The sequence below is a fragment of the Collinsella sp. TM09-10AT genome (assembly GCF_003436275.1).
GTDB lineage: Bacteria > Actinomycetota > Coriobacteriia > Coriobacteriales > Coriobacteriaceae > Collinsella.
On record NZ_QSOP01000007.1, the window covers coordinates 1 to 23566 of the forward strand.

Annotated in this window: 20 protein-coding genes, 2 tRNA genes and 1 pseudogene; 17 read left to right on the forward strand and 6 right to left on the reverse strand. The window is 63.7% G+C overall.

Annotated features, from left to right (window positions below):
• Positions 1–468 precede the first annotated feature (468 nt).
• The 9 genes from DXD77_RS04215 to DXD77_RS04255 all read left to right on the forward strand — a co-directional run bounded on the left by DXD77_RS04215 (position 469) and on the right by DXD77_RS04255 (position 8742).
• Complete coding sequence (locus tag DXD77_RS04215; RefSeq protein ID WP_022094575.1) at positions 469–732, forward strand: HPr family phosphocarrier protein; 264 nt, start codon at positions 469–471, stop codon at positions 730–732.
• Positions 733–865: 133 nt separating this feature from the next.
• The gene (ptsP, locus tag DXD77_RS04220; protein ID WP_117564113.1) at positions 866–2569 is read left to right on the forward strand and encodes a phosphoenolpyruvate--protein phosphotransferase; all 1704 of its coding nucleotides are present in this window, start codon (positions 866–868) and stop codon (positions 2567–2569) included.
• A 74-nt stretch (positions 2570–2643) separates the two neighbouring features.
• Positions 2644–3576, forward strand: coding sequence for a 1-phosphofructokinase family hexose kinase (locus DXD77_RS04225; protein WP_055250439.1), 933 nt, complete (start codon positions 2644–2646; stop codon positions 3574–3576).
• Between the two features lie 184 nt (positions 3577–3760).
• A complete protein-coding gene (locus DXD77_RS04230; RefSeq protein WP_117564111.1) occupies positions 3761–4693 on the forward strand; it encodes a 1-phosphofructokinase family hexose kinase in 933 nt (310 codons plus the stop codon).
• A gap of 164 nt (positions 4694–4857) precedes the next feature.
• The gene (locus tag DXD77_RS04235) at positions 4858–6252 is read left to right on the forward strand and encodes a CCA tRNA nucleotidyltransferase (RefSeq protein WP_117564110.1); all 1395 of its coding nucleotides are present in this window, start codon (positions 4858–4860) and stop codon (positions 6250–6252) included.
• A gap of 128 nt (positions 6253–6380) precedes the next feature.
• A tRNA-Glu gene (locus DXD77_RS04240) sits at positions 6381–6457 on the forward strand.
• A gap of 22 nt (positions 6458–6479) precedes the next feature.
• Positions 6480–6556: transfer RNA gene (locus tag DXD77_RS04245), tRNA-Glu, on the forward strand.
• 151 nt (positions 6557–6707) lie between these two features.
• Complete coding sequence (locus DXD77_RS04250; RefSeq protein ID WP_117564109.1) at positions 6708–8012, forward strand: lysylphosphatidylglycerol synthase transmembrane domain-containing protein; 1305 nt, start codon at positions 6708–6710, stop codon at positions 8010–8012.
• A 118-nt stretch (positions 8013–8130) separates the two neighbouring features.
• Positions 8131–8742, forward strand: coding sequence for a TetR/AcrR family transcriptional regulator (locus DXD77_RS04255; RefSeq protein ID WP_158548925.1), 612 nt, complete (start codon positions 8131–8133; stop codon positions 8740–8742).
• 51 nt (positions 8743–8793) lie between these two features.
• On the opposite strand, the pseudogene DXD77_RS10555 reads toward DXD77_RS04255, so the two are convergent.
• The 6 genes and pseudogenes from DXD77_RS10555 to DXD77_RS04285 form a co-directional block, all read right to left on the reverse strand.
• Positions 8794–8970: pseudogene (locus DXD77_RS10555) on the reverse strand (IS3 family transposase); the annotation flags it as partial.
• 29 nt (positions 8971–8999) lie between these two features.
• Entirely contained in the window at positions 9000–10316 is a 1317-nt protein-coding gene (locus DXD77_RS04265; protein ID WP_117564107.1) for an ABC transporter ATP-binding protein, read from the reverse strand.
• The gene (locus DXD77_RS04270) at positions 10317–11339 is read right to left on the reverse strand and encodes an iron ABC transporter permease (RefSeq protein ID WP_117647851.1); all 1023 of its coding nucleotides are present in this window, start codon (positions 11337–11339) and stop codon (positions 10317–10319) included.
• A gap of 22 nt (positions 11340–11361) precedes the next feature.
• Positions 11362–12933: an ABC transporter substrate-binding protein gene (locus DXD77_RS04275; protein ID WP_147325414.1), complete on the reverse strand. Its 1572-nt coding sequence runs from the start codon at positions 12931–12933 to the stop codon at positions 11362–11364.
• 4 nt (positions 12934–12937) lie between these two features.
• Positions 12938–13471 carry a hypothetical protein gene (locus DXD77_RS04280; RefSeq protein WP_117564104.1) on the reverse strand — a complete coding sequence of 178 codons (534 nt, stop codon included), beginning with the start codon at positions 13469–13471 and terminating at the stop codon, positions 12938–12940.
• Positions 13472–13615: 144 nt separating this feature from the next.
• Complete coding sequence (locus DXD77_RS04285; RefSeq protein WP_089571781.1) at positions 13616–14542, reverse strand: sirohydrochlorin cobaltochelatase; 927 nt, start codon at positions 14540–14542, stop codon at positions 13616–13618.
• A 511-nt stretch (positions 14543–15053) separates the two neighbouring features.
• On the opposite strand from DXD77_RS04285, the gene cobM reads away from it, so the two are divergent.
• Genes cobM through cobT form a run of 8 tightly spaced genes read left to right on the forward strand, consistent with a single transcriptional unit; the run spans position 15054 to position 23564 of the window.
• On the forward strand, positions 15054–15845 hold the full coding sequence (cobM, locus tag DXD77_RS04290; RefSeq protein WP_089571784.1) for a precorrin-4 C(11)-methyltransferase: 792 nt from the start codon (positions 15054–15056) through the stop codon (positions 15843–15845).
• 1 nt (position 15846) lies between these two features.
• Entirely contained in the window at positions 15847–17031 is a 1185-nt protein-coding gene (gene cbiD / locus DXD77_RS04295; RefSeq protein WP_221696317.1) for a cobalt-precorrin-5B (C(1))-methyltransferase CbiD, read from the forward strand.
• Complete coding sequence (gene cobI, locus DXD77_RS04300; RefSeq protein WP_089571786.1) at positions 17024–17713, forward strand: precorrin-2 C(20)-methyltransferase; 690 nt, start codon at positions 17024–17026, stop codon at positions 17711–17713. Before cbiD ends, cobI begins: the two co-directional genes overlap by 8 nt.
• Positions 17714–17755: 42 nt before the next feature.
• Positions 17756–18847: a cobalt-precorrin 5A hydrolase gene (locus DXD77_RS04305; protein ID WP_233506734.1), complete on the forward strand. Its 1092-nt coding sequence runs from the start codon at positions 17756–17758 to the stop codon at positions 18845–18847.
• Positions 18847–19590: a precorrin-3B C(17)-methyltransferase gene (gene cobJ, locus DXD77_RS04310; RefSeq protein ID WP_117564102.1), complete on the forward strand. Its 744-nt coding sequence runs from the start codon at positions 18847–18849 to the stop codon at positions 19588–19590. The genes DXD77_RS04305 and cobJ overlap by 1 nt, the downstream gene beginning before the upstream one ends.
• Positions 19578–21050 (forward strand): precorrin-6y C5,15-methyltransferase (decarboxylating) subunit CbiE, encoded by a 1473-nt coding sequence (cbiE, locus tag DXD77_RS04315; RefSeq protein ID WP_117647855.1) that lies wholly within the window; start codon positions 19578–19580, stop codon positions 21048–21050. The genes cobJ and cbiE overlap by 13 nt, the downstream gene beginning before the upstream one ends.
• Positions 21047–22429: a cobyrinate a,c-diamide synthase gene (locus DXD77_RS04320; protein ID WP_233506735.1), complete on the forward strand. Its 1383-nt coding sequence runs from the start codon at positions 21047–21049 to the stop codon at positions 22427–22429. Before cbiE ends, DXD77_RS04320 begins: the two co-directional genes overlap by 4 nt.
• Positions 22422–23564 carry a nicotinate-nucleotide--dimethylbenzimidazole phosphoribosyltransferase gene (cobT, locus tag DXD77_RS04325; protein WP_117564100.1) on the forward strand — a complete coding sequence of 381 codons (1143 nt, stop codon included), beginning with the start codon at positions 22422–22424 and terminating at the stop codon, positions 23562–23564. The genes DXD77_RS04320 and cobT overlap by 8 nt, the downstream gene beginning before the upstream one ends.
• Positions 23565–23566 lie beyond the last annotated feature (2 nt).

The window sequence follows — 23566 nt, forward strand, 5'->3', positions numbered from 1 at the left end:
CAGCAGGGGCTCTCAATGTTTTTATGTCCTGCTCATATCGTCTCTGCCGGCAGTTTGGGACACTCCTCAGTCCACAAGAGGGTATAGATAGGCTCCATCAACTAGATCAACCAGGCGAACAAACAATTAGCCAGAATTCCGTTCGCACGATATTGCTCTGGACCGACCGAGTTTCCGCAGCTTGCTCGCCCACAGGGGGCCGGGCGCGGGCTGTGAGGTTTATCGCGAGTTCCGCACGAGCCGAAGAGCACTTAATGTGCTCTTCGTGCGAGCAGGACTGTAGAGCAGGAAATCTCACAGCCCGCGCCCGGCCCCCTGTGGGCGAGCAAGCGGACGACAAACACATCTGTCCAACAATTCGTGCGAAACACAATGAAAAACCGTTTGATGTGAGTTAATATAAACAACGTCGTGAATCTGACTCCTGCCGCATACACGACAGGGGTTAAACACAAAAAGGAGTCAATTATGGTTTCTGAGAAGGCTACCCTCGTCAATCCGCAGGGTCTTCACATGCGTCCGGCTGGCCTCTTCGCCTCCACCATGGGCAAGTACGCCTGCGACGTGACGGTCGTCACCCCCGAGAAGGAGGTCAACGGCAAGTCCCCGATGGCCCTCATGGCTGCTGGTATCCCCTGCGGTACCGAGGTCGAGGTCAAGTGCGACGGCGCCGACGAGGCCGAGGCTCTGGCTGCTGCCATCGAGCTCATCAAGAGCGGTCTTGGCGAGTAGAACTCAAACGGGTCGCATGTTGAACAATTAAGTTCATACTTGGGGGCGCAGTGACCTGCATCAAGGTAGCTGCGCTCTTTTGTCATGGATATGGCAAAACGCTTTATCACATGGCACGGAGAGAGGAATGGGAATGTATCAGGGAGTCAACGCATCCGAGGGCATCGGAATCGGCACCGTCATGGTCGCCGTCGATCCCGACTTGACGTTTGAACCGCACGAGGTCGCTGATTCGGCAGCAGAGAAGGAGCGCTATCAGACCGCTCTTTCGGTCTTCTGCGAGAAGACCCAGGCTCAGGCCGACCACATGAAGGAGACGGTGGGCGAGGCCGAGGCCGAGATCATGAGCGGACACATTGTCCTGGCTCAGGACCCGGGCATGACCGACGCCATCAACGCCGCCATCGACGGCGGCACCTGCGCCGAGCAGGCGCTCATGGACACCTCGACCATGTTCGAGAACATGTTCCTGTCCATGGACGACGAGATGTTCCGTCTGCGCGCGGCCGACATCGCCGACATCCGCACCGGTATTCTGGCCGAGCTGCTGGGCAAGGAGGTCGTCGACCTCTCCGTCCTGCCCGAGAACACCGTCGTTGTCGTGCACGACCTTACGCCGTCCATGACCGCCACGATCGATAAGGCCCACGTTGCCGGTATCGTCACCGAGACCGGTGGCCGCACGTCGCACTCCGCGATCATCGCGCGCGCCCTCGAGATTCCGGCCGTCCTTTCGGTCTCTAACAGCTGCACCGCCCTTCGCAACGGCATGACCGTCGTTGTCGACGGTGGCAAGGGTGTTGTCGAGGCCGATCCCGACGAGGAGACGCTCGCTGCCTACACCGCCAAGGCCGAGGCCTTCGCTGCCGAGAAGGCAGCCCTCGAGGCCTTCCGCGGCAAGCCTTCTGTGACTGCCGACGGCATCAAGAAGATCATCGCCTGCAACATCGGTAACCCCGATGACGTGCCCAACGCGCTCGATCACGATGCCGAGGCCATCGGTCTGTTCCGCTCCGAGTTCCTGTTCATGGACTCCGCTGAGCTTCCTTCCGAGGAGGAGCAGTTCAACGCCTACCGCAAGGTCGCCAGCGCGCTCAAGGGCGCTCCGGTCATCATCCGTACGCTCGACGTGGGCGGCGACAAGGAGATTCCGTACCTGCACATGGTCAAGGAAGACAACCCCTTCATGGGCTTCCGCGCCGTGCGTTACTGCCTGGCCAACCCCGATCAGTACAAGGTCCAGCTCCGCGCCCTTCTGCGCGCCAGCGCCTTTGGTGACGTCAAGATCATGATCCCGCTCGTCACCTGCGTCGAGGAGGTCGTGGCCGTCAAGGAGCTCGTCGAGCAGTGCAAGGCTGAGCTGACCGAAGAGGGCCGCAAGTTCAACGAGAACATCGAGGTCGGCATCATGGTCGAGACGCCTGCCGCTTCGCTGCTCGCTGACCGCCTGGCCGAGGTGGCCGACTTCTTCTCCATCGGCACCAACGACCTGATCGGCTACACCATGTGCGCCGACCGTGGCAACGACACCATTTCCAACCTGTACCAGGTGTACTATCCCGCCGTGCTCCGCTCGCTCAAGAACATCATCGAGAGCGGCGTGAAGGCCGGCATCATGGTCGGTATGTGCGGCGAGGCCGCTGCCGATCCGCTGCTTGAGCCGCTGCTGATCAGCTGGGGCCTGGAGGAGTTCTCGATGAGCGCTCCGTCCATCCTGCGCGCCCGCAAGACCATCAGCCAGTGGACCAAGGCCGAGTGCGACGAGCTCGCCGAGAAGGCGCTCGCCTGCAACACCGCCGCCGAGGTCAAGGCACTGCTCGAGTCCGCAGCTCGCTAATTTGGTATCAGAGGTAACCGCGTGGTTGGAATGGGCCGGCCACGCGGCCCTCACATATACAGGGGGTACTGTAAATGTTCTACACGCTAACCGCTAACCCGGCTGTCGACATGACGGTTTCGAGCTCTCCGCTCGAGCCCGACGAGAACGTCCGCACCGGCTCGGCCAGCTACACCGCCAACGGCAAGGGCCTCGACGTGTCCTTCGCCTTTAAGAAGATGGGCGTCGACACTGTCGCGCTCGGCTTCTTCGCCGGCTTCACGGGCAAGTTCATCGTCGAGGAAGTCATGAACCTGGGTTGCCTGTGCCGCCCGGTCTGGACCGACGGCATCACGCGTATCAACACCTACGTCAACGATGGCCAGCACGAGTACGGCATCCTCAACCCCGGTGCTCCTATTACGCCGCAGCACCAGGAGGAGCTCTACAACATCCTGGACACCGCGGGCGATCTTGAGTGCCTGATCGTCTCTGGCTCCGTGCCTCCCAAAGCTACGCCCGACTTCCTGGCTCAGGTCATGGAGCACGCTCAGGCCCGTGGCGCCGACGTCGTCCTGGACCTTTCTTCCGACAAGCTCAAGGAGCTCGCTCACAAGAAGCCGCTGCTCATCAAGCCGAACCATCATGAGATGAAGGCCATCTTCGGCGTGCCGGTCGACACCGACGACGAGGTCCGAGTTGCCATGAAGCTGGCTCACGAGGCCGGCGTCCAGAACGTGCTGCTCACCCGTGGTAGCCGTGGCGACGCTTACTTCTCCAACGGCGAGGACATCTGGTACGCCAAGCGTGAGTTCAACATCAAGCTGGTTTCTTCCGTCTGCGCCGGCGACTGCACCCTCGCTGCGTTCCTGCACAAGTGGTACAGGGATCGCGACAACGTCGAGGAGGCCATGAAGCTCGCTATGGCCACCGGCGCCAACGTCGCTGAGTCCGTCGGCATCGGCGACTTCGGTCACGTTGACGAGTACAGCAAGCGCGTTGCCGTCCGTAAGCTCGATCGCAAGTAAGCGAAACGCGACATATTCGTGCGCATGCGGCGTCCCGGTTTTGATCGGGGCGCCGTTTTTTCGTTGGAAAAGTCAGATGAAACCGCCCTTCACCGCTTCCACACCGTTCGCCGAGTTGTTGTAGCCTTTTGCCGAAGCGTGGAATATACTTTCATTAACACGTTGCTTCGTGAAAGGAACATTCATGATTTACACGCTCACTGCAAATCCCGCCATTGACTACAACATCTCCTGCGATGGCCTGTCCGCCAATACCGTTACGCGCACCCGTAACGCGGTCTACACCCCCAACGGCAAGGGTCTCAACGTCTCGTTTACGCTCGACCACTACGGCGTCGACACCACGATCCTGGGCTTCTTCGCCGGCTTCTCGGGCGAGTTCATCGTTAAGGGCGCCGAGGCCCTGGGCGTGCCCGTCAAGCCCGTGTGGACTGACGGTATCACGCGTGTCAACGTGTTCCTCAACGCCGGTCCCGACACCGAGTACAACATGGTTAATGCCGGTGCCGCCATTAACGAAGCCAACGAGCAAGAGATGTTTGAGCTCATCGATTCGCTTGACGACATGACCTGCCTGGTCATTAGCGGCTCGCTGCCCCCCAACACCTCCGAGGGCTTCCTTGCCGAGGTCCTGCGTCGAGTGAAGGCGAAAGGCGCCGAGTTCGTGCTCGATATCTCGAGCCATCAGCTGGCCGACCTCATTGCTATGGAGCCGTTGCTCATTAAGCCCAACGACGACGAGCTGCTCGACATCTTTGGCATTAAGGTGAGCGGTGGCGACGACGAGTCCGTCAAGGGCGCTATGGCCGAGCTTCATGCCAAGGGCGCCAAGAACGTGCTGCTGACCCTGGGTGGCGCTGGAGCGTACTTCTCTAACGGCGAGCACATCTGGTTTGCCAACCGTACCTTTGAGGTCAAGCTGCTGTCGACCGTCTGCGCCGGTGACTCTTCGCTGGCCGCCTTCCTGTCCGTGTGGCACGACGCCCCCGAGCGCGTCGAGGACGCCCTGCGCCTCTCGATGGCCACCGGCGCCAACGTGGTCGAGTGCCCTGGTCTGGGCGACTTTGCCAAGGTCGATGAGTATCAGAAGGGTATCGCCATTCGTCAGGTCTGCTAGTTCCGGCACCTTGCCTGAATAATTCGATTAATTCGCATCCGTCTTAGACCAGGACGGATGCATTTTTGTTTATCGGACTTGCTTGTGCAGTAGAGGCCGTTTCTTGCTAGACTTCTTGCAGATGCAATCGATAACCAAATTGATAGTCGCAGGAGGTCATAGGCATGTGCAATGTTTCGCTTAACGGTACGAAGCCGACCGATGCCTCCATCCGTGTCCTGCGTGCGCTTGAGGCAGCCGGTCTTGAGGCTTGGTACGTGGGCGGTTGGGTCCGTGATGCCCTGATGGGGCGCCCCAGCCACGATGTTGACATGTGCTGCAGCGGCCTGTGGCAGGAGTCCAAAGCGGCGCTCGAGGCGGCTGATATTGCCGTGGTTGAGTCGGGCATCAAATTTGGCGGCATCACGGCTATTTGCGATGGCGAGCGTATTGAGGTCACCACGTACCGCCTGGATGGTTTTTATACCGACGGTCGTCATCCCCAGAGCGTGGAGCGTGCGGCGTCGCTTGAGGACGATCTGGCGCGTCGTGACTTTACCGTTAACGCTATGGCCTGGCATCCCGAGCGCGGTCTTGTCGACCGCTACGATGGCCAGGGCGACCTGAAGCGTAAGCTCATCCGCGCTGTTGGAGATCCCAAGCGTCGTTTTAACGAGGACGCGCTTCGCATGCTGCGCGCGGTGCGTTTTGCCTGCCGTCTGGATTTTATGATCGAGCCTAGGACCAAACAGGCACTTGCCGAGTGCGCGCCGCTGCTCGATGCTGTGGCGCGCGAGCGCGTGGGCATTGAGCTCGAGGGCATCCTTTCGACGGGCCACGGGGGAGACGCGATGCTGCGCTACCCCGAGCTTGTTTGCGCCGCCGTGCCCGAGCTCGCGTCCGCTCGCGGGTTTGATCAGCGCAGTGTCTATCATGCGTTTAACGTCTACGAGCATATCGCCCGCGTGCTGACGGTGGCAGGGGAGCTGGCGCTGTGCGACGGCGTCGCGCCCTCGTCGAGCCTTATGTGGGCGGCGTTTTTGCACGACGTTTCCAAACCCGAGTGCTTTACGGTCGATCACGACGGCAGCGGACACTTCTATGGTCATCCCGAGCTCGGCGCCAAGAAGGCGCGTGTCATCATGGATCGCCTAGCGCTCTCGCACGATTTGGTGCGCGATGTGTGCCTGCTGATCAAATACCATGACAAGCCGCTGCGCCCCGAGCGCTCCTGCCTGCTCAATATGATGCGCGCGCTTTCGGGCGAGGGTGTCGATACGCCGCGTCTGATGGACGAGCTCATGGACCTTAAGCGTGCCGACACGCTCGGCAAGGCGCCCTCGTGCTTCTATTACGTCGAGACGATCGAGGAGATGCGTACGCTCGCCCACGATCTGCTGCAGGCGGGGGAGCCCTATACGCTCAAGATGCTTGCCATCAATGGTGGCGATCTGATCCGCGCCGGCGTCAAGCCGGGGCCGGAGCTGGGGCAGCTTCTCAACGCTGCCCTCGACGCCGTGATCGAGGACAACATCCCCAACAACCGCGAAGCCCTCCTGGCTCATCTCAACTTGAACTAGCTAACCAGTTGACCTGCGCGTTCCATAACCTGCCGACAATTTTTTCGGCAATTTGGAATTTCTTCTTGCGCTGATGTTTTTTGTCCCGTAATATATTTCCTCGCAGCACGGCAGTGCAGATGTCATGTGGCCCGTTCGTCTAGCGGTTTAGGACGCCGCCCTCTCAAGGCGGAGATCACCAGTTCGAATCTGGTACGGGCTACCACTTCTTTTCTGCTGAGGCTTATGGCCCGTTCGTCTAGCGGTTTAGGACGCCGCCCTCTCAAGGCGGAGATCACCAGTTCGAATCTGGTACGGGCTACCATGAATCTGAGACCCGGACTTCCCACGGAAGCCCGGGTTTTTTATTTCCGAGCAAACCATCTGCAATTCCCATTTGGCCCATAGCTTTACGTTCTGCTTGTGGCCCTTGCGGGTACAATATGCAAGATATTTGGACGGTCAGAAGGAGCCTCATGACGGAGTCCTCTCAGCATACATCTAAGCCCCAGGTCGAGGTTGAGGCCTCGGGCGGCGATGACAACAAGGGTGCACGCCGCGGTGCCATTTTTATCGGCGTCGTGCTGGTTGGCTATATCGTTTATCTGATTGTGACCGGTCAGATGGGACAGTTCTGGGCCGCTATGTCGAGCGTTCAGGCGCCGTGGCTCGTTGCTGCATGCTTTTGCATGTTCCTGTACCTGTTCTTTGGCATCGTCGCCTATGCGATCGCCGTCTGGCTCGATCCCAATTCGCCCGTCGGCATTCGCGACCTGATCTCGGTCGAGGCGAGCGGTATCTTCTTTGGCAACCTGACGCCCATGATGATGGGCTCTACGCCCGCCCAGATCTACCGCCTGACCAAGGCAGGCCAAAATGTCGGCGAGGCCGGTGCCACGCAGTTCACGCGCTTTATCGTGTATCAGTTTGGCCTCGTTGCCTGGGGCGCCATTCTGCTGCTTGCCCGAATGCCGTTTTTCGCCGAGCGCTATGGCGACATGACGCTGCTGTGCGTCTTTAGCTTTGGCGGTCACTGTTGCATTCTGCTTGGCATCTTTGCCGTCGCGCTCATGCCCAAGACCGTCACGCGCGTCGCGCACTGCATCATCAATTGGCTCGAGCGAATGGGCGTCTCGGCCACCAAGATTGAGGGCTGGCGTACGTTTGTCGACGGCGAAATCTACTCTTTCTCCGAGAAGTTCAAGCTTTCAGCCGGCCACTTTTCGTCCATGCTGCTCACGGTGGTCATCACCATGTTGCAGCTCGCGTTTTTCTACCTCGTGCCGTATTTCCTGATGCTTGCCTTTGGCCACCACGAAGTCGACTTTTTCTCGGTCATGGCCGCGAGCGCCTTTGTTCAGCTCCTGAGCTCTGCTGTTCCCCTGCCCGGTGGCACCGGCGGTGCCGAGGGTGGCTTCGCGCTGTTCCTGGGTCATTTCTTTGGGTCGGCGTCGACCGCCGGTTATCTGCTGTGGCGCCTCATTACGTTTATCGCGCCGACGATTTTGGCCGCGCCCCTGCTGGGTCTTAAGAGCGCTCACAACGAGAGTATCCACTCACGCTGGGATCGCGCGATGCGCAAGCTCGGACGATCGCCTCAGACGTCCTCTAAGCCTGCAAAGCCCCATCCTGTGAATGCGGTTACCGTGGATCCCAATCAGCATGCTCAGAAGGCTTCTGGGGCCGCCAAACCCTCGCATAAGGCCTATGTGCGCCAGACAGGTGACGGCATTCGTGTGTCCCCGGCTGCTTTGAACAAAAAGAAGCTCCCTAAGGCGTAACAGTTGGTCGTGCGTTCTTCATGTTGCCGGGCTTTTTTGTGCCGGATGGGGGATAATCCTCTTACGTAGATTAACTCTCATCTGTTGATGAATGCTCACATTCCGAAGGGACACGTCCATGGACACCAGCAAACCGCGCCTCGACCGCCGCATCGTTCGCAGCCGCAATGCCATCCTTTCTGCGTTTGAGCGCCTGCTGATGGATAAACCGCTTGCCGATATTACCGTGAGTGCCATCGCGCGTGAGGCAAATGTCGATCGCAAGACCTTCTACGTGCACTTTGGCACGGTCGACGGCCTGCTCGATGCCATCGCCGCCGATGTGGTCGAGATGATCGTCGACTCGGTCGAAAAGACGCTTTCCACTATGGGCAGTGACCCCAACGAGCGCGCCCTTGGAGCGGCGGCTACCTTCTTTAAGACCATCAACGAGGCACTTTGCAATAACCTCGTGCTCAATCGCCAGCTGATTGAAAACATCCCGCTCGACGATTTTATGACGCGTTTGCGCGTGCCGCTCGAGCATGAGATTGCCGAGCGCGATCTGCTGCCCCAAGGTCTCAAGGACGAGATGTTCGACTACTATCTGGCGTTTTTGCTGTCGGGTATTATCGGAATCTATCGCACATGGGCGCTGTCTGACGGCTCGGTTCCTATCGAGCGCGTCTCGGAGGTCGCCAACGACCTGACTCTCAATGGCCTGTCGAGTCTGGAATCTCGCTTGGATTAGGCGCAGGCTCGAGTTCGTGAGGCGCTTGTCGGGGTGCAGCCCGATCGATCAGGCGACGAGCATCCCGCCGAAGCAGTCGATGACCGGGCTCAGGTAGACCTTCTCGCCGCCCGGGAGCCTGAACTCGGTGATGTCGGTGAGCCACAGCAGGTTGGGCTCGTCGGCGTGGAAATTCCTGTTTACGAGGTTCTCCGGCGCCTTGTAGACCTCGCCGGCGTAGGAGCTGTAGCCTGAGGATCCTTAAAAGAAAGTCCAGTTTATCCTTTCCACCCCAATTGGGAATCCTCCGATGCGCCTTCGCACGCTCGCATGACCTCGATACCGTGCGAGCGTGCGAACTCGACGAGCTCTGCGTTGCGGGCGTTTATGGTGCCGAAGGCGGCGGGACACACGATAAGGCGCGCGCAGTGGACGAGGAGCTCTTTGGCGCGGGCTATGGTTCTATCCCCGATCGGCTCGAAGGCGCGCTCGGCCACGCATTCCGCCGCCAGGTCGCGCGCGAGCTCGCAGTCGATGTCCCCTTCGTGCAGAACGCCCGTGTAGAACGCCTTGCCCTGCCGGATGAGCTGGCGAAACACAGCCGACCCCGTACCTGCGCCGGCGATGACGAACGTGTGCGCATCGCCGTGCGGGCGTCCAATTTCCACGCTGCCGAAGCGCTCGTTGAAGGTGCCATGTTGAAGGCCGTAGAGCTCGCCAATCGTCTCGCGCGTGAATATGTCCTCGGGTGCGCCGGCGCGGAAGACCCGGCCGTCCTTCACGCAAATCACCTTGTCGGCGCTTTTCTGCGCGAGCTCGAGTTCGTGGATGGACATGATGACAGCCACATTCCGCGATTTCGCAAGGTGGCGAAGTATTCGCAGCAGGTCGATCTGGTAGCGGATATCGAGATATGACGTGGGCTCGTCGAGCACGAGCACGCGCGGATCCTGCGCGATGGCGCGTGCGAGCATGACGCGCTGGCGTTGCCCGTCGCTTATCTGCATGAAGTCGCGCTCGGCGAGCTCTTCCACATGTGCGGTTTTCATGGCCTCGTCGACCCGACTATGGTCGTCGGGCGAGAGTGTGCCCATTCGCCCGGTGTAGGGGTGCCTTCCCGCCTCTACGACATCGCGGCAGGTGAGGAGCTCGGTCCGGGGGCGATCTGTCAGCATAACGGCAAGGTTCCTTGCAAACTCCGCCGTCTTCCATCGGGAAATCTCCCGCCCGTCGAGCTCGACTGCGCCGGCAAGCGGTGCCAGATGGCGTGTGATGGTTTTCAAGATGGTCGACTTGCCCGAGCCGTTCGGCCCGATGAGCGCCACGACGTCGCCCGCGCGAACCTCCAGATCGACGCCTTCGACTACGACCTTCTTGTCGTAGCCCGCCGACAGGTCGCTTATGTGGAAAAGCGGCGCTCCGTCAGCCTGCGTTTCGACCGTAGTTTCGAGGTTCGGCTCCGCTCGGAGGAGGCGTTCCGCGCGCAGTTCCGCACGAGCCGAAAGTGCCTTCTGGCGCTTTCGTGCGAGCTCAGGACTGTCTAAGCATGGAATGTCCCCTCCGAGCGTTTTGGGCCGCGGCACGAATTCCCCCATCTACCTCACCCGCTTCTTCAACATGAGCGCGATAACCACCGGAGCGCCGAAGATGGCGGTGACGGCGCTGATGGAAAGCTCGACGGGAGAGAACAGCGTGCGCGCGATCAAATCGCAGCCCGCGCAGAAGATGGCGCCTCCCAAGAAGCACGCAGGAATCACGCGGATGGGCTTCGACGACTTTAGCGCCGACTTCACGAGATGCGGAACCGCGATGCCTACGAACGACACCGGACCAGCGAACGCGGTCACGCAGGCGGAGAGCATGCTCGCTAGAAGGACGAGCACCACGCGGAAGCGTTCGACGTTCACGCCGACGCTTTTCGCGTAGGCTTCTCCCAGCTGGAAGGCGGAAAGGGGCTTCGATATCGCGAATACGCATGCGCTCACGGTGATCACCACGACCGCGATGACCGCGATGTCGTCCCAGCTCGAACCCGAGAAGCTACCCAAAGACCAGTTGTGCAGGTTCACGATGGACTGGTCGTCGGCGAAGGCGATGAGGAAGTTCGTCGCCGCCGAGCAGATGTATCCCACCATGACGCCCGCCACGATGAGCATGGCCATGGAACTTATGCGCCGTGCGATGAGGAGCACGAAAACGATGGTGATAAGCGAGCCCAGAAACGCTGCGGCCACCATGGCCGGCGAAGACATGGCCATGTTCGCGCCTAGAAGTACGATCATCGTAAGCGCGACGACGAACTTTGCGCCCGAGGAGACGCCCAAGATGAACGGGTCGGCGATGGGGTTGTTGAAAAACGTCTGCAGCAGGAACCCGGAAAGCGAAAGTGCCCCGCCGAGAAGCACGGCTGAAAGCACGCGCGGCAGGCGAATCTCCCGGATGACCTGGCTTTCCATGGAATTGGCCGCGCCGCCCGAAAGGATGCCGGGGATGTGGTCTGCGGGCACGAGCACGCTCCCGATGCACAGGTTGGCCCCGACGAGCACGATGAGGGCAACAGCGAGCAGCGCCGTCACGACGCGACACCGCGCGGCGCGCCCCGATTCGTCGTATGCCATGGAAAGCCGGCTTCTCATGGCGCTAACCGAGCTTCCTCAGATAATGGAAGTCGCTCGCGTTATCGCCGGTGAACGCCCCGTGCAGCTCGTCGATAATGTCGGCGGTAGAAGTCATCTGCTGGTACATGTCGGCGCTTGTGACCCAGACGTTGCCGTTCTTCACGGCTTTGAACTGCGACAATAGCGCGTTTTTGCCTACGAAGTCGTTCAAGGTGGTAACTGAATCGTCGATGGTGCCGTTGTAGACGATGATGTCGGCATCCTTCGCCGTCGCGTAGAAGCGCTCCATTTCGAGCGTTACTGACGAACCTGACGTCGACGACGCCTGCGCGTCATCGAGCGCATAGCTGCCGCCTGCAAGCTCGATCATCTGCGCCACGTAGTCGCCCGCCCGCCGCGTGACGGCGGCCCCGTTCGAGTTAATGTAGAAATACGCCACGGTTTTACCTGACGACGCGAGCCCCGACGTTTGCTCGACGCGGGCCTTCTGCTCGTTGAACAGGTGCGCGGCCTCGTCTTCCTTGTCGAATAGGACGCCGAAAAGCTTAATCCACTCAACGCGCCCGAGTGCTTCGGGCTCGCTCGACGACTGTTCGGTGAGCACGACGAGCCCGAGCTTCTGCAGCTTTTCCTTCACATCGGGCGTGTGGTTGATCATGGTGTTCTCGATGGCGAGCGTGCAGCCCGAGGCCGATATTCGCTCGTAGTCGGGCGCGCTGTACTTGCCGCCGTAGGCGATCGCCCCACTTTCGAGTGCGCTTTTGAAGCCCACGACCGAGCAGTCGTCGGCCTTCGTGCCCGACATGATGATATTGTCGTTCGCATCGAGCGCGTCGACTAGGCACATCGTCGCCGACGACACGAGGTACACCTTGTCGGCGGGGCGCCTTATGACCGCGATGTCGGAGCTCAACCCATCAGGTACCTTCGCATCTTGCGGCACCACGAGGAAACGTTCTCCATTCGAAACGCAGATAAGCCGCAGACCGCCTTCGAACTCGTCGACAGTGAAGTGCTCGGCGTATTCAAGCTGAAGCGCCCCCGTCGGCTCCCAGCCGCAGCCCAAATCGGCGTTGTGGAAGTCGGCCGCGGCGCTTGAAGCCGTTCCTGCAGGGGAGCCGCCGCTTGCATCGTCGCCCGATTTCTCCTTCATGGTGGATGAGTCGAAGTGGATCGTGTAGTCGATGGTGTGCGGCGTCGACATGGCGACGGTCTCGGCCGACACGGCGATGTCCTCGTCGAGCGTGACGGGTATCTCGAACGTGGAGTTGCCGCCGTCGTTTACGGGCGCGTAGTCCACGCCGTCGACGGTCATCTTGTCGTAGTTCGAACTCGACCAGGTGATGGTCGCGGTGTAGGTGTCGCCATCTTTCACAATTGTGGTGGGTGAGGCGATGCTTGCGCGCCCTGACCCGCCGGAAAGCGAGACATTCACAGTGTATTCCTGAGAGCCCGCCGTGCCACCGGTCGCGTTCGGGCTCGCACTGCACCCCGCGAAGGGAAGCGCGAGCAGGGCGACGAGAACGCAGGCGATCGCGCGCGCCGCGATGCTGCGGCGCTTCCTGTTTTCCCCCTTGGGAAGAATCGACCGCATGGCGTTACTTCAGTGCGTCGGCGCGCAGATCGACGCCGGCGGATTCGAACACGAGCGTGCGGTCGTACCACTGCTCTTTTCTAATACTCCACGCGGCACAGGCGGTGTCCTCGTCGAGCGCATCAACGGGCACGTCGTAGGTGTACTTGCCTTCCCCGTTTTCCACATAGGGGATGAAGTCTGCCTCGCTCGCGGCGGCAGCCTCGTCGCCCGTGCCCATGAAGAGCTTGCCGTAGCCCGTGCCGGAAAGCGTCATCACGCAGTGCATGGAGCCGTTTTCCACGATGAGCTGGGCGTCCACAATCCTGAACATGTTCGAGCTGGAATCTACGGTGATCGGATAGGTGCCGTCGGCTACCTTGTCGGCGGTGATGGGGGCAGCGCTTGCGCCCTCGGTCGCATCGGCCGCCTGCTCGGTCTTTTCCTGGGAATCGGTATTGCTTGCCTTTGCGCTGTCGCTTGAATTTCCGGCGCAGCCGGCGATCGAGAACGCGAGAAGCGCCGCCGACAGGGCGAAGACGAGGGTTTTCTTCAACATGGAGGGGTTCCTTTCAATCGCTTCTACCGCCCGCGCCGTGCGGTGGGCGGGCGGGATGCGAATGCAACGGGCATGCGCCGTCGGTCGGGGAAGGCGCATGCCCGTTGCACGGGGACGCGACCGGCGCCCCCGTGCGCGGCGAGTTTACAGCTTGGCGATGGCGTCGTCCACGTGCGAGACGTAGATGTCGTCGACCGCGGCGTTCTGTCCCAGACCCTGGAGCAGGCACGTCACTTCGAAGCCGGCGGCCACGAACTTCGCAGCCCAGCTGTCGGGGTCGGTCTCGTCTGCCATGTCGTTGTTCGCGTGGTCGCCCGCGACCACCATGAACGGCGCGAGCACGGCCTTCTTGTACCCTGCGGCGCTCGCAGCGGCGATAACATCCTCGCAGGTCGGTTCAGCCTCGACGGTGCCGACGAAGAACTGCGTCAAGCCCTCGTTCTTGAACACTTCCTGCATCTTGGCATAGTCGGCGTTGGAATCGGCTTCGGTGCCGTGGCCCATGAGGCACAGCGCCGTCTTGCCGTCGTCGAAGGACGCCATGTTCTCCTTAATGGCTGCGGCCACCTTCTTGTAGTCGTCGTCGGAGGTGAGCAGCGGGTCGCCGAGCGAGATCTTGTCGAACTTGTCGGCGTACTTGTCGAGCTCGTCTTTCACGTCGGCGTATTCCAGGCCAGCCATGAGATGCGTCGGCTGCACGACGATTTCCTTCACGCCGTCTTCCACGCAGCGGTCGAGCGCCTCGGTCATGTTGTCGATCGTGATGCCGTCGCGCTTCTTCAGTTTGTCGATGATGATCTGCGCGGTGAAGGCGCGGCGGATGTCGTAGTCCTGCCAGTACTTCTCGCGGATAGCGTCTTCGATGGCGCCGATGGTGATGTGGCGCGAGTCGTTGTAGCTCGTGCCGAAGCTCGTGACGAGAATGACCGGCTTCACGGCCTTCTCCTTTTCGCTCGATTTCTCGGGACTCGCGGAGGTGCTGGAGCAGCCCGCGAGCGCGAATCCGGCGAGCGCGACGGCTCCGGTTGCTGCGGCGCCCATGAAGCCGCGGCGTGACATCTGGTCGGACATGGTTTTCCCTTTCCTCGGTTTGCCGGTCCCCCGGCGACAGTTGCTTATCGGCACAAGCGAAAGAAAAGCGCGCTCGTCCGCAAAGGGATAGCGCGCCTGTTTCTTGCATTCGAAAGGGAAGCGCACTCCTCGGGGTTCACAAGGAGATAACGCCACGGCGATGCCGTGAGGAAAAGGCGAAGCAGTCTGGCTTGGGGCGCGAGGCGGTTCGCCCGCGCGTCCTACACAGTAATGTCCCTTGCCCAGGATTCCCACCTGGTTCCCTCCGCAAGCCAGCGCGGGCTGTGTGGGCGCCGCGCCGGTCATTTCCTTTTATTCGATTGTCATATGCTCGTTGCCGAAACTACCACTATGATAGTGGGCGTTTGTGGGCGTGTCAAAGCCAGGGCGGGCGGCATTGCGCCTCCTGCCTACGTATTTGCGCCGATTGCCGCTGCGGGCGCCGTGTCTTGCCTGCTGCGCGAAGGGCGGCGTAAACGGTTGCGATGAGAAACGGGAAGGGAAGGCTCGGATGATTCATATTGTTGGCGCAGGTTCGGGCGCCGCCGACCTTATCACGCTGCGCGGGGCGCGTCTTCTGCGCGCGGCCGACGTGGTCGTTTGGGCGGGGAGCCTTGTGAACCCCGAGCTGCTCGCCGAGTGCAAGGAATCCTGCGTCGTCTACGACAGCGCGCACATGACCTTGGAGGAAGTGCTCGACGTGATGTGCGCGGCGGATGCGCGGGGCGAGGAAGTGGTGCGCCTGCACACGGGCGACCCGTGCCTGTACGGCGCCATCCAGGAGCAGATGGACGCGCTCGACGCGCGCGGCGTGGACTACGAGGTGGTGCCCGGCGTGTCGAGCTTTTGCGGTGCCGCGGCGGCGCTTCGCCAGGAATACACGCTGCCGGGAATCAGCCAGTCGGTCGTGATCACGCGGCTTTCCGGGCGCACCCCCATGCCCGCGGGCGAGGGCATGCGCACCATGGCGGAAAGCGGCTCGACTATGGTCATCTTCCTGAGCTCGGGTATGCTCGCCGAGCTTTCCGCCGAGCTTTTGGCCGCGGGCCGCAGCTCCGACGAGCCGGCGGCGCTCGTGTACAAGGCGACCTGGCCTGAGGAGCGCGTGGTGCGATGCACAGTGGGCACGCTCGCCGATGCGGGCGCGCGAGAGGGCATCGACCGCACGGCGCTCGTGGTGGTGGGCCGCGTGCTCGGAGCTCGCGGCGGGCTTGCGCACAACGGCGCGCAAGCGGAGTCGTACGAGCGCAGCAAGCTTTACGACCCTTCGTTTGCCACAGGGTATCGGAAGGCGAGCAGCTAGCGTGGCCTTCGAGCACTACATATATACCGGGACGACCCGCCTGCGCTGCGGCTACACCACGGGGAGCTGCGCCGCGCTCGCGGCGAAGGCGGCCTGCGAGATGCTCTTGTCACGAAAGCCCGTCGGCCGCGTGTCGATCGTCACCCCCGGCGGGCTGCCCGTCGAGGCGAACGTGGTCGACGCATGTATCGGCGAGGGGTGCGCCCAGTGCGCCGTGCGAAAGGACGCAGGCGACGATGCCGATGTGACCGACGGCGTGCTCGTGTACGCGCGCGTGGAACATGCGGGGTCGGGCACGGGTGCTGCGGGCAGCAAGGGCGTGCCCGCGCGCGAATCGGAAGTTTCCGTCGATGGCGGCGTGGGCGTGGGGCGCGTGACGTTGCCCGGGCTCGAGCAGCCGGTGGGGGCGGCCGCCATCAACGCGACGCCGCGCGCGATGATCACTTCGGCGGTGCGCGAGGTGTGCGCCGCGCACGGCTTTTCTGGAAATATCGCTGTGACGATTTCGGTACCCGAGGGTGTTGCCCTTGCCGAAAAGACCTTCAACCCGCACCTGGGGATAGAGGACGGCATCTCCATCCTGGGCACGACGGGCATCGTCGAGCCGCGCAGCCTCGCTGCCTTGCGCGACAGCATCGAGCTCGAGATCCGGCAGCATGCGGCTATGGGGCGGCGCGGAGTCGTGCTCACGCCCGGCAACTACGGCGCACAGTTCATCTCGGGGCATTTCCACCTAAACGGTGCGCCGGTGGTCTTCATCTCCAACTTCGTGGGCGATGCGATTGATTGCTGCGTTCGCGAGGGATTTACCAATGTCCTTCTTGTGGGACACATCGGCAAGCTGGTGAAGGTCGCGGGCGGCATCATGGACACCCATTCGCGTACCGCCGACTGCCGCGCGGAGATTCTGGCCGCCCACGCGGCCTTGGCCGGCGCGGGCACGAAGACCGTGCGCGAGATCATGTCGTCGGTCACGACCACGGCGGCGCTCGAGGTAATCGAGGCCGCCGGCGTGGGGGACGCTGCGCGCGCCTCGCTCGCTGCGGCAATCGATGACAGGTTGCGCCGCCGCGCGGCGGGCGCATGCGACATCGCCGCGGTCGTGTTCGACGCCGAGCGCCGAGAGCTTTTCCGCACGTCGGGCGCCGATGCAGTTATCGGGGAATTGGGGGCTACGTATGAGTAAAGGCGTGCTGTACGGGGTGGGCACGGGGCCTGGCGACCCCGAGCTGCTCACGATCAAGGCCGTCCGCACAATCGAATCGTGTCCGGTCATCGCCGCACCGCAGACGGCGGACGGGGCCATGGTCGCGCTCGACATCGTGCGCGGCGCCGTCGACCTTACAGGCAAGACGGTGATCCCCGTGCGATTCTCGATGACGCGCGACGCCGAGCGCCGCACGGCCGAGCATGCCTCGCTTGTTCGCGAGCTTGTCGCGCACCTGGATGCGGTCCGCGACGTCGCGCTGCTGAACCTGGGGGACCCGAGCATCTACGCCACCTTCCAGCGCATAGCGCCCGACGTTCGCGCCTGCGGGTTCGAGGCGCGCGCCATTCCCGGCGTGCCGAGCTTCTGCGCGGTCGCCGCAGCGCTCGAGCGCGACCTCACGCCCGAGATGTCGTCGCCTCTGCACATCGTGCCCGGCGGCTACGACGACGTGCGCCGCGCAATCGGCTGGCCGGGGACGAAGGTGGTCATGAAGGCGCGCCGCTCGCTTGCGGACACGAAGCGCATCCTTCGCGAGGAGGGCGCCTTCGACGGTGCCGAGCTCGTAGAGGACTGTGGGCTTCCGGGCGAGCGCGTGTACCGCTCGCTCGACGATGTGCCCGATCGGGGCAGCTACTTCTCGACGATGGTGGTGCGCTAGATGAGGGTTTCCTGCATAGCGTTCACTGAGAGGGGGTATGCGTTGGCGGAGCGCATCGCACACGCGCTTTCCGATTGCGCGCAGACAGGTGAAGATGACCCTGGCTGGGACGTTTCCGTTTCGCGCGGGTTCGGCGAGTGGAAGGCCGACCTGCGCGCATGGACGGCGCTCGCGTGGGAAGCGTCGGACGCGCTTCTGTTCGTGGGCGCGGCGGGCATCGCCGTGCGGGCGATCGCGCCGCATGTCGCCTCGAAGGCAAGCGATTCCGCGGTTGTGGCGATCGACGAGGCGGGGCGCTTTGCCGTCCCGCTTTTGTCGGGGCATTTGGGCGGTGCGAACGAGCTTGCGCAAACTGTGGCACGCGCGGCAGGGGCCATCCCCGTCATCACCACGGCGACCGACGTCCGCGGCGTGTGGGCGGTGGATACGTGGGCTCGCTGTGCGGGGCTCGCCGTTTCGAATCCCGAAGCCATCAAGCGAGTGTCGGCGCGGCTGCTTTCGGGCGGGCGCGTGGCGCTCTATTCCGACATGCCGATTTCGGGACAGCTGCCTGAGGGGGTTGACATTGCGTCCGACCGCGCTCGGGCCGATATTGTCGTGTCGCCGTTCGCTGGCGCGAATGCAGGTGCGTCCGTTCGCGCGGCGGAGACAACGGGCGAGGTCGTGCCCGCCGGTGAGACGGGGAAGCCGGCGGGCGTGCGGGCGCAGACGTCTGCGCCCGAGCCGCTTCGCCTTGTCGTGCCCTGCATCGTTGCGGGCATAGGGTGCCGTCGCGGTGCGTGCGCCGAAGCGATCGGGGAGACGTTTCTTCTCGCGTGCGGGCAGGCGGGTATCTCGCCTTCGGCCGTGCGCGAAGCGGCGACGATCGACGTGAAGGCGCACGAGGAGGGTCTGCTCGCCTTCTGTCGCGCGCGCAATATCCCGCTTGTGACGTATTCCGCAGAGGAGTTGTCGCAGGTCGAAGGCAGCGTTTCGCCATCTGATTTCGTGCGCGCGACGGTGGGGGTCGACAACGTGTGCGAGCGCGCGGCGCTCGCGGACGGGGGCAAACTTATCTTCCCGAAGCTCGCTCACGGCGGCGTGACCGTCGCGTTTTCCAAGGTAACTATCGAACTTTCGTTTAAGGAGCGGTGATGGGAAAGCTCTTCGTGGTGGGGATCGGTCCGGGCGGCCCCGACGGCATGACGATTGCGGCTCGGCGCGCGCTCGAGGCGGCCGACATCGTTGTGGGGTACACGAAATACGTGGAGCTCGCGCTCGCCGCCGTGCCCGACGCGGCGCATCTCGCGACGCCGATGATGCACGAGGTCGAACGGTGCCGCCTGGCGCTTTCGCGCGCGCAGAGCGGAGAAGCCGTGGCGCTCGTGTGCAGCGGTGACGCGGGCGTGTACGGCATGGCGAGCCCCGTGCTGGAGCTTGCGGAGGACTACCCCGATGTAGACGTGGAAGTTATCGCCGGGGCCACCGCGGCTCAGAGCGGGTCGGCGGTGCTCGGCGCCCCGCTTGCCCACGACTTCGCGGTCGTGTCGCTCTCCGACCTGCTTACGCCGTGGGAGGTCATCGAGCGCAGGCTCGCCGCCGTGGCGAGCGCCGACTTCTGCATCTGTTTGTACAACCCGCGCAGCAGAAAGCGCGCCGACAGGCTCTCGCGCGCGGCGAAGATTATGCTCGAATGGAAGGCCCCCGACACGCTCTGCGGCTGGGTACGCAACATCGGGCGCGAGGGGCAGCAGTCGGGCATGTGCAAGCTCTCCGAGCTGGGGGAGTTCGACGCCGACATGTTCACCACCGTGTTCGTCGGCAACGCGGACACGAAGCGCGTAGGCGGCCGTATGGTCACGCCGCGCGGGTATCGGGAGATTCCATGCGAAAGGTAACGATCATCGGGGCGGGGCCCGGAAACCCCGACTTGCTCTCGCGCGCGGCGCTCGACGCGATCGACATCGCCGACGTGGTCATCGGCGCTCATCGCGCGCTTGTCAGCATCGACGTGCCGCCCGACGTGGTGAGATGCGAGCTCGTGAAGACGGCGGACATCGTCGCCGCTCTCACCGATGCGGCGTCGTGGCAGCGCGCCGTGGTCGTGATGACGGGCGATGTGGGGCTGTTCAGCGGCGCGCGCCGCCTGGTGGAGGCGCTCTCCGGCGACGCGCGGGTGGACGTGCGCGTCATTCCCGGCATAAGCTCAGCGTCGTATCTCGCCGCGCGCCTCGCGCGTCCATGGCAGGATTGGAGCTTCGCGAGCGCTCACGGCGTGGCGTGCGACATCGTGGCCGAGGCCGAGCGCGCAGGTGAGCTCTTCCTCGCCACGTCGGGCGGGGAAGACCCCTCGCGGCTTTCGGGCGAGCTTGTGCAGGCGGGCTTCGGGGACGCGCGCGTGACGGTGGCCGAGCGCCTGTCGTACCCCGACGAGCGCATCACCTGCGCGACCGCAAGTGAAATCGCAGGTCAGACGTTCGACGACTTGAACGTGATGCTTATCGAGTTCGCAGGCTGCGCCGGGTCGCCTGCGGGCTCTAGCGCAGCCTCCGAGGCGCCGGCCGGCGCGTCTGCGCCCGCGGCTGCTTCTTTCGCGGCGGACTCTGCGGGCGCATCCCGCGCCGCGAGCTCCCGCTGGCCGTACGCTTCCTCGGGCATTCCCGACGAGCTCTTCATCCGCGGCGACGTTCCCATGACCAAGCAGGAGGTGCGCGCCGTCGCGCTCGCGAAGCTGCGCCTTACCGCGACCGACACCGTGTGGGATGTCGGCGCCGGCACGGGGAGCGTGTCGATCGAGGCGGCGCTCGTCGCGCGAGCGGGGTCGGTATGGGCGGTCGAGCGCAACGCGGCCGGCGTGCGGCTCATCCGAGAGAACGCGGATGCATTCGGGTGCGGCAACGTGCATGCGGTCCCCGGTGTCGCCCCCGAAGCGCTCGCGAAACTGCCTGTCCCCGACGCCGTGTTCGTCGGCGGGAGCGCGGGCGAGCTTCCCTCCATCGTGGAGGCGGCGCTCGAGAAGAACTCGCAGGTTCGCCTGTGCGTGCCATGCGTCACCGTTGAGACGCTCACCGAGGCGTGCGCGCTCCTCTCGGGTTCGCGCTTTAAGGGGTTCGAGGCGTGCCAGGTGTCGGCCGCCCGCGCTGAGGCTGTAGGCTCGCACCATCTTATGAAGGCGCAAAACCCCGTGTTCCTCGTCAGTGCGCGCGGTGCGAGCGCGGATGCCGAGGAGCTTGCCGAAGTCGGCGCGCTTGCTGAGTCGCCTTTCGGGGAGGACCCCTCTGTCGAGGGGAACCCATCCGTTGAGGTGGTCTCGCTTGCTAACTGCAACGCCGCAGGTGGGGAAGGCGGTGCCCGGTGAGCACGTCCATCCCGCGCTTCATGGTCGCTGCGCCCTCGAGCGGGAGCGGCAAGACGGTCGTCACGTGCGCGCTCCTGCGCGCGCTCGCGCGCCGCGGCCTTGCATGCGCAGCCTTCAAATGCGGCCCCGACTACATTGACCCGCTCTTTCATCGCCGCGTCGTGGGTGCGTGCTCGGGCAACTTAGACGGCTTCTTCACTGACGCCCCGACGCTGCGCGCCCTGCTCGCACGCGGCGCCGCGGGCGCGGATGTCGCGGTGCTCGAGGGGGTCATGGGCTTCTACGACGGCATGGCGCCCGGCGTGGCCGACGCGAGCAGCTATCAGGTTGCGCGCGACACGGAAACGCCGGTCGTTTTAGTGGTGAACGGGCGCGGGGCGTCTTTATCGCTCGCCGCCGTAATCCGCGGCATCGCCGAGTTCCTGCCTTGTGCGAACGTGCGCGGCGTCGTGCTGAACAAGACGAGCGCCGCTGCCTGCGCCTACGCGGCGCCTGCGATCGAGAAGCACACGGGCGTCGCGGTTTTGGGGAATATCCCCGCCGACGAGGCGTTCTCGCTCGAAAGCCGGCATCTGGGGCTTGTGACCGCCGACGAGGTCGAGCAGCTCTCCGCGCGCATCGGCAAGATGGCCGAGCTGGTGGAAAAGAGCATCGACGTCGACCGCTTGCTCGAAATAGCGGCGACGGCACCCGATATCCGCGAGGAACCTTACCGGTTGGAGCCGATCGCGGGAGCGCGGCCCATCGTCGCCGTCGCGCGTGACGAGGCGTTCTCGTTCTATTACGAGGAGAATCTGCGCGCGCTCGAGGACCTGGGTTGCGAGCTGGCCTTTTTCAGCCCCCTGTGTGATAGCGAGTTGCCCCGGGGGACAAGCGCCCTCTATCTGGGGGGCGGCTACCCGGAGCTCCATGCGCGGCAGCTCTCCGAGAACGTGTCGATGCGCGAGGCGGTGCGGCGCGCGGTGGAATCCGGCATGCCGACGGTCGCCGAATGCGGTGGGTTTCTGTACCTGCAGCGCGAAATCGCCGATAGCGAGGGGCGGCGCTGGCCTGTTGCGGGCGCCCTTGAGGGCGCAAGCGAGAACGGGGGAAGGCTGTCCCATTTCGGGTACGTGGAGCTCACTTCCCAACGCGACGGGCTCTACGGGCCACGCGGCACACGCATCCGCGCGCACGAGTTCCACTACTGGCAGTCCACCTGCCCGGGCGGCGACTTCTGGGCGCAGAAGCCCCGGCGCGACAAGGGCTGGCCGTGCATGACGACCACCCCGTCCCTGGTGGCGGGCTTCCCGCATGTGTACTATCCTGCGAACCCCGACGTTGCGCGCGCGTTCGCGTCTGCCGCAGCGTCGTTCGCAGAGAGGAGACGGCATGGCTGAAGCAACCGAAACCGCGCTTGCCTGCATCCGCGAGGAAGTCGAGCGCGCGTTCTCGTCGGCGCCGGGCGCCGTGCTCGAAGCCGCGCTTTCCCGGATCGCGCCCGCAGACGAGTGCGCCCGTGCCGCCGCGTACGCCGCGTGGGACTCCATCGCGCACCCCTTGGGGGGATTGGGCGACTTTGAAGACGCCGTCGCGTGTATCGCCGCAGCTCAGGGGAGCGCCGAGGTGGCCGAGTTTCCCCGTGCGCTCGCGGTATTCTTCTCCGACAACGGGGTCGTTGCCGAAGGCGTGTCGCAAAGCGGGCAAGATGTGACGCGAGCCGTCGCGCGCAACATGTGCGAGGGGGCCGCGAGCGCCTGCCGCATGGCGGCGTTCGCGGGTGCCGAGGTCGTGCCCGTCGACGTGGGTATGGCCCGGGGCATAGAAGACGCGCGCATGGTGCGCGCGAACGTGCGGCGGGGGAGCGGCAACATCGCTCACGGCTCCGCTATGTCTCGCGATGGGGCCGTGCGCGCGATCGAGGTCGGAATCGCCGTCGCGTGCGGGCTTGCCCGCGCCGGCGTGCGCCTTCTCGCCGCGGGCGAGATGGGCATCGGCAACACGACCACCTCGGCGGCGGTGGCCGCAGTGCTCATCCGGGCGGACGCGCGGAGCCTTGTCGGGCGCGGCGCGGGGCTCTCGGACGCCTCGCTCGCGCGCAAGCGCGACGTGGTCGAGCGCGCTATCGACGCGAACTCGCCCGATCCCGCCGACCCGATCGACGTGCTCTCGAAGGTGGGCGGCTTCGACATCGCTGCGATGTGCGGCTTCTACCTGGGGGCCGCGGTCTCGAAGGCGCCGGCGCTCCTCGACGGGGTCATATCCTGCACGGCGGCCCTGTGCGCGGCGCGCCTGTGCCCCAACGCCTTGGGCTACCTCGTGGGCACCCACGCATCAAGCGAACCCGCAAGCCGGGAGCTCCTTCGCGAGCTCGGCATAAAGGCGCCCCTCGACGCAGGCATGCACTTGGGCGAGGGCGCGGGCGCCATGGCGTATCTCCCCCTTCTGGATTCGGCGCTGCGCGTGTACCGGGATGGGAAGACGTTCACGGCGACTGGCATGGCTGCTTACGAGCATTTCGAGGCCGGGAAATGACA

Bases quoted from the DNA above. Each gene is read 5' to 3' on its own strand.
- DXD77_RS04215 (WP_022094575.1), top strand. From the start codon at position 469: ATGGTTTCTGAGAAGGCTACCCTCGTCAATCCGCAGGGTCTTCACATG.
- ptsP (WP_117564113.1), top strand. From the start codon at position 866: ATGTATCAGGGAGTCAACGCATCCGAGGGCATCGGAATCGGCACCGTC.
- DXD77_RS04225 (WP_055250439.1), top strand. From the start codon at position 2,644: ATGTTCTACACGCTAACCGCTAACCCGGCTGTCGACATGACGGTTTCG.
- DXD77_RS04230 (WP_117564111.1), top strand. From the start codon at position 3,761: ATGATTTACACGCTCACTGCAAATCCCGCCATTGACTACAACATCTCC.
- DXD77_RS04235 (WP_117564110.1), top strand. From the start codon at position 4,858: ATGTGCAATGTTTCGCTTAACGGTACGAAGCCGACCGATGCCTCCATC.
- DXD77_RS04250 (WP_117564109.1), top strand. From the start codon at position 6,708: ATGACGGAGTCCTCTCAGCATACATCTAAGCCCCAGGTCGAGGTTGAG.
- DXD77_RS04255 (WP_158548925.1), top strand. From the start codon at position 8,131: ATGGACACCAGCAAACCGCGCCTCGACCGCCGCATCGTTCGCAGCCGC.
- DXD77_RS04265 (WP_117564107.1), bottom strand. From the start codon at position 10,316: ATGGGGGAATTCGTGCCGCGGCCCAAAACGCTCGGAGGGGACATTCCA.
- DXD77_RS04270 (WP_117647851.1), bottom strand. From the start codon at position 11,339: ATGGCATACGACGAATCGGGGCGCGCCGCGCGGTGTCGCGTCGTGACG.
- DXD77_RS04275 (WP_147325414.1), bottom strand. From the start codon at position 12,933: ATGCGGTCGATTCTTCCCAAGGGGGAAAACAGGAAGCGCCGCAGCATC.
- DXD77_RS04280 (WP_117564104.1), bottom strand. From the start codon at position 13,471: ATGTTGAAGAAAACCCTCGTCTTCGCCCTGTCGGCGGCGCTTCTCGCG.
- DXD77_RS04285 (WP_089571781.1), bottom strand. From the start codon at position 14,542: ATGTCCGACCAGATGTCACGCCGCGGCTTCATGGGCGCCGCAGCAACC.
- cobM (WP_089571784.1), top strand. From the start codon at position 15,054: ATGATTCATATTGTTGGCGCAGGTTCGGGCGCCGCCGACCTTATCACG.
- cobI (WP_089571786.1), top strand. From the start codon at position 17,024: ATGAGTAAAGGCGTGCTGTACGGGGTGGGCACGGGGCCTGGCGACCCC.
- cobJ (WP_117564102.1), top strand. From the start codon at position 18,847: ATGGGAAAGCTCTTCGTGGTGGGGATCGGTCCGGGCGGCCCCGACGGC.
- cbiE (WP_117647855.1), top strand. From the start codon at position 19,578: ATGCGAAAGGTAACGATCATCGGGGCGGGGCCCGGAAACCCCGACTTG.
- cobT (WP_117564100.1), top strand. From the start codon at position 22,422: ATGGCTGAAGCAACCGAAACCGCGCTTGCCTGCATCCGCGAGGAAGTC.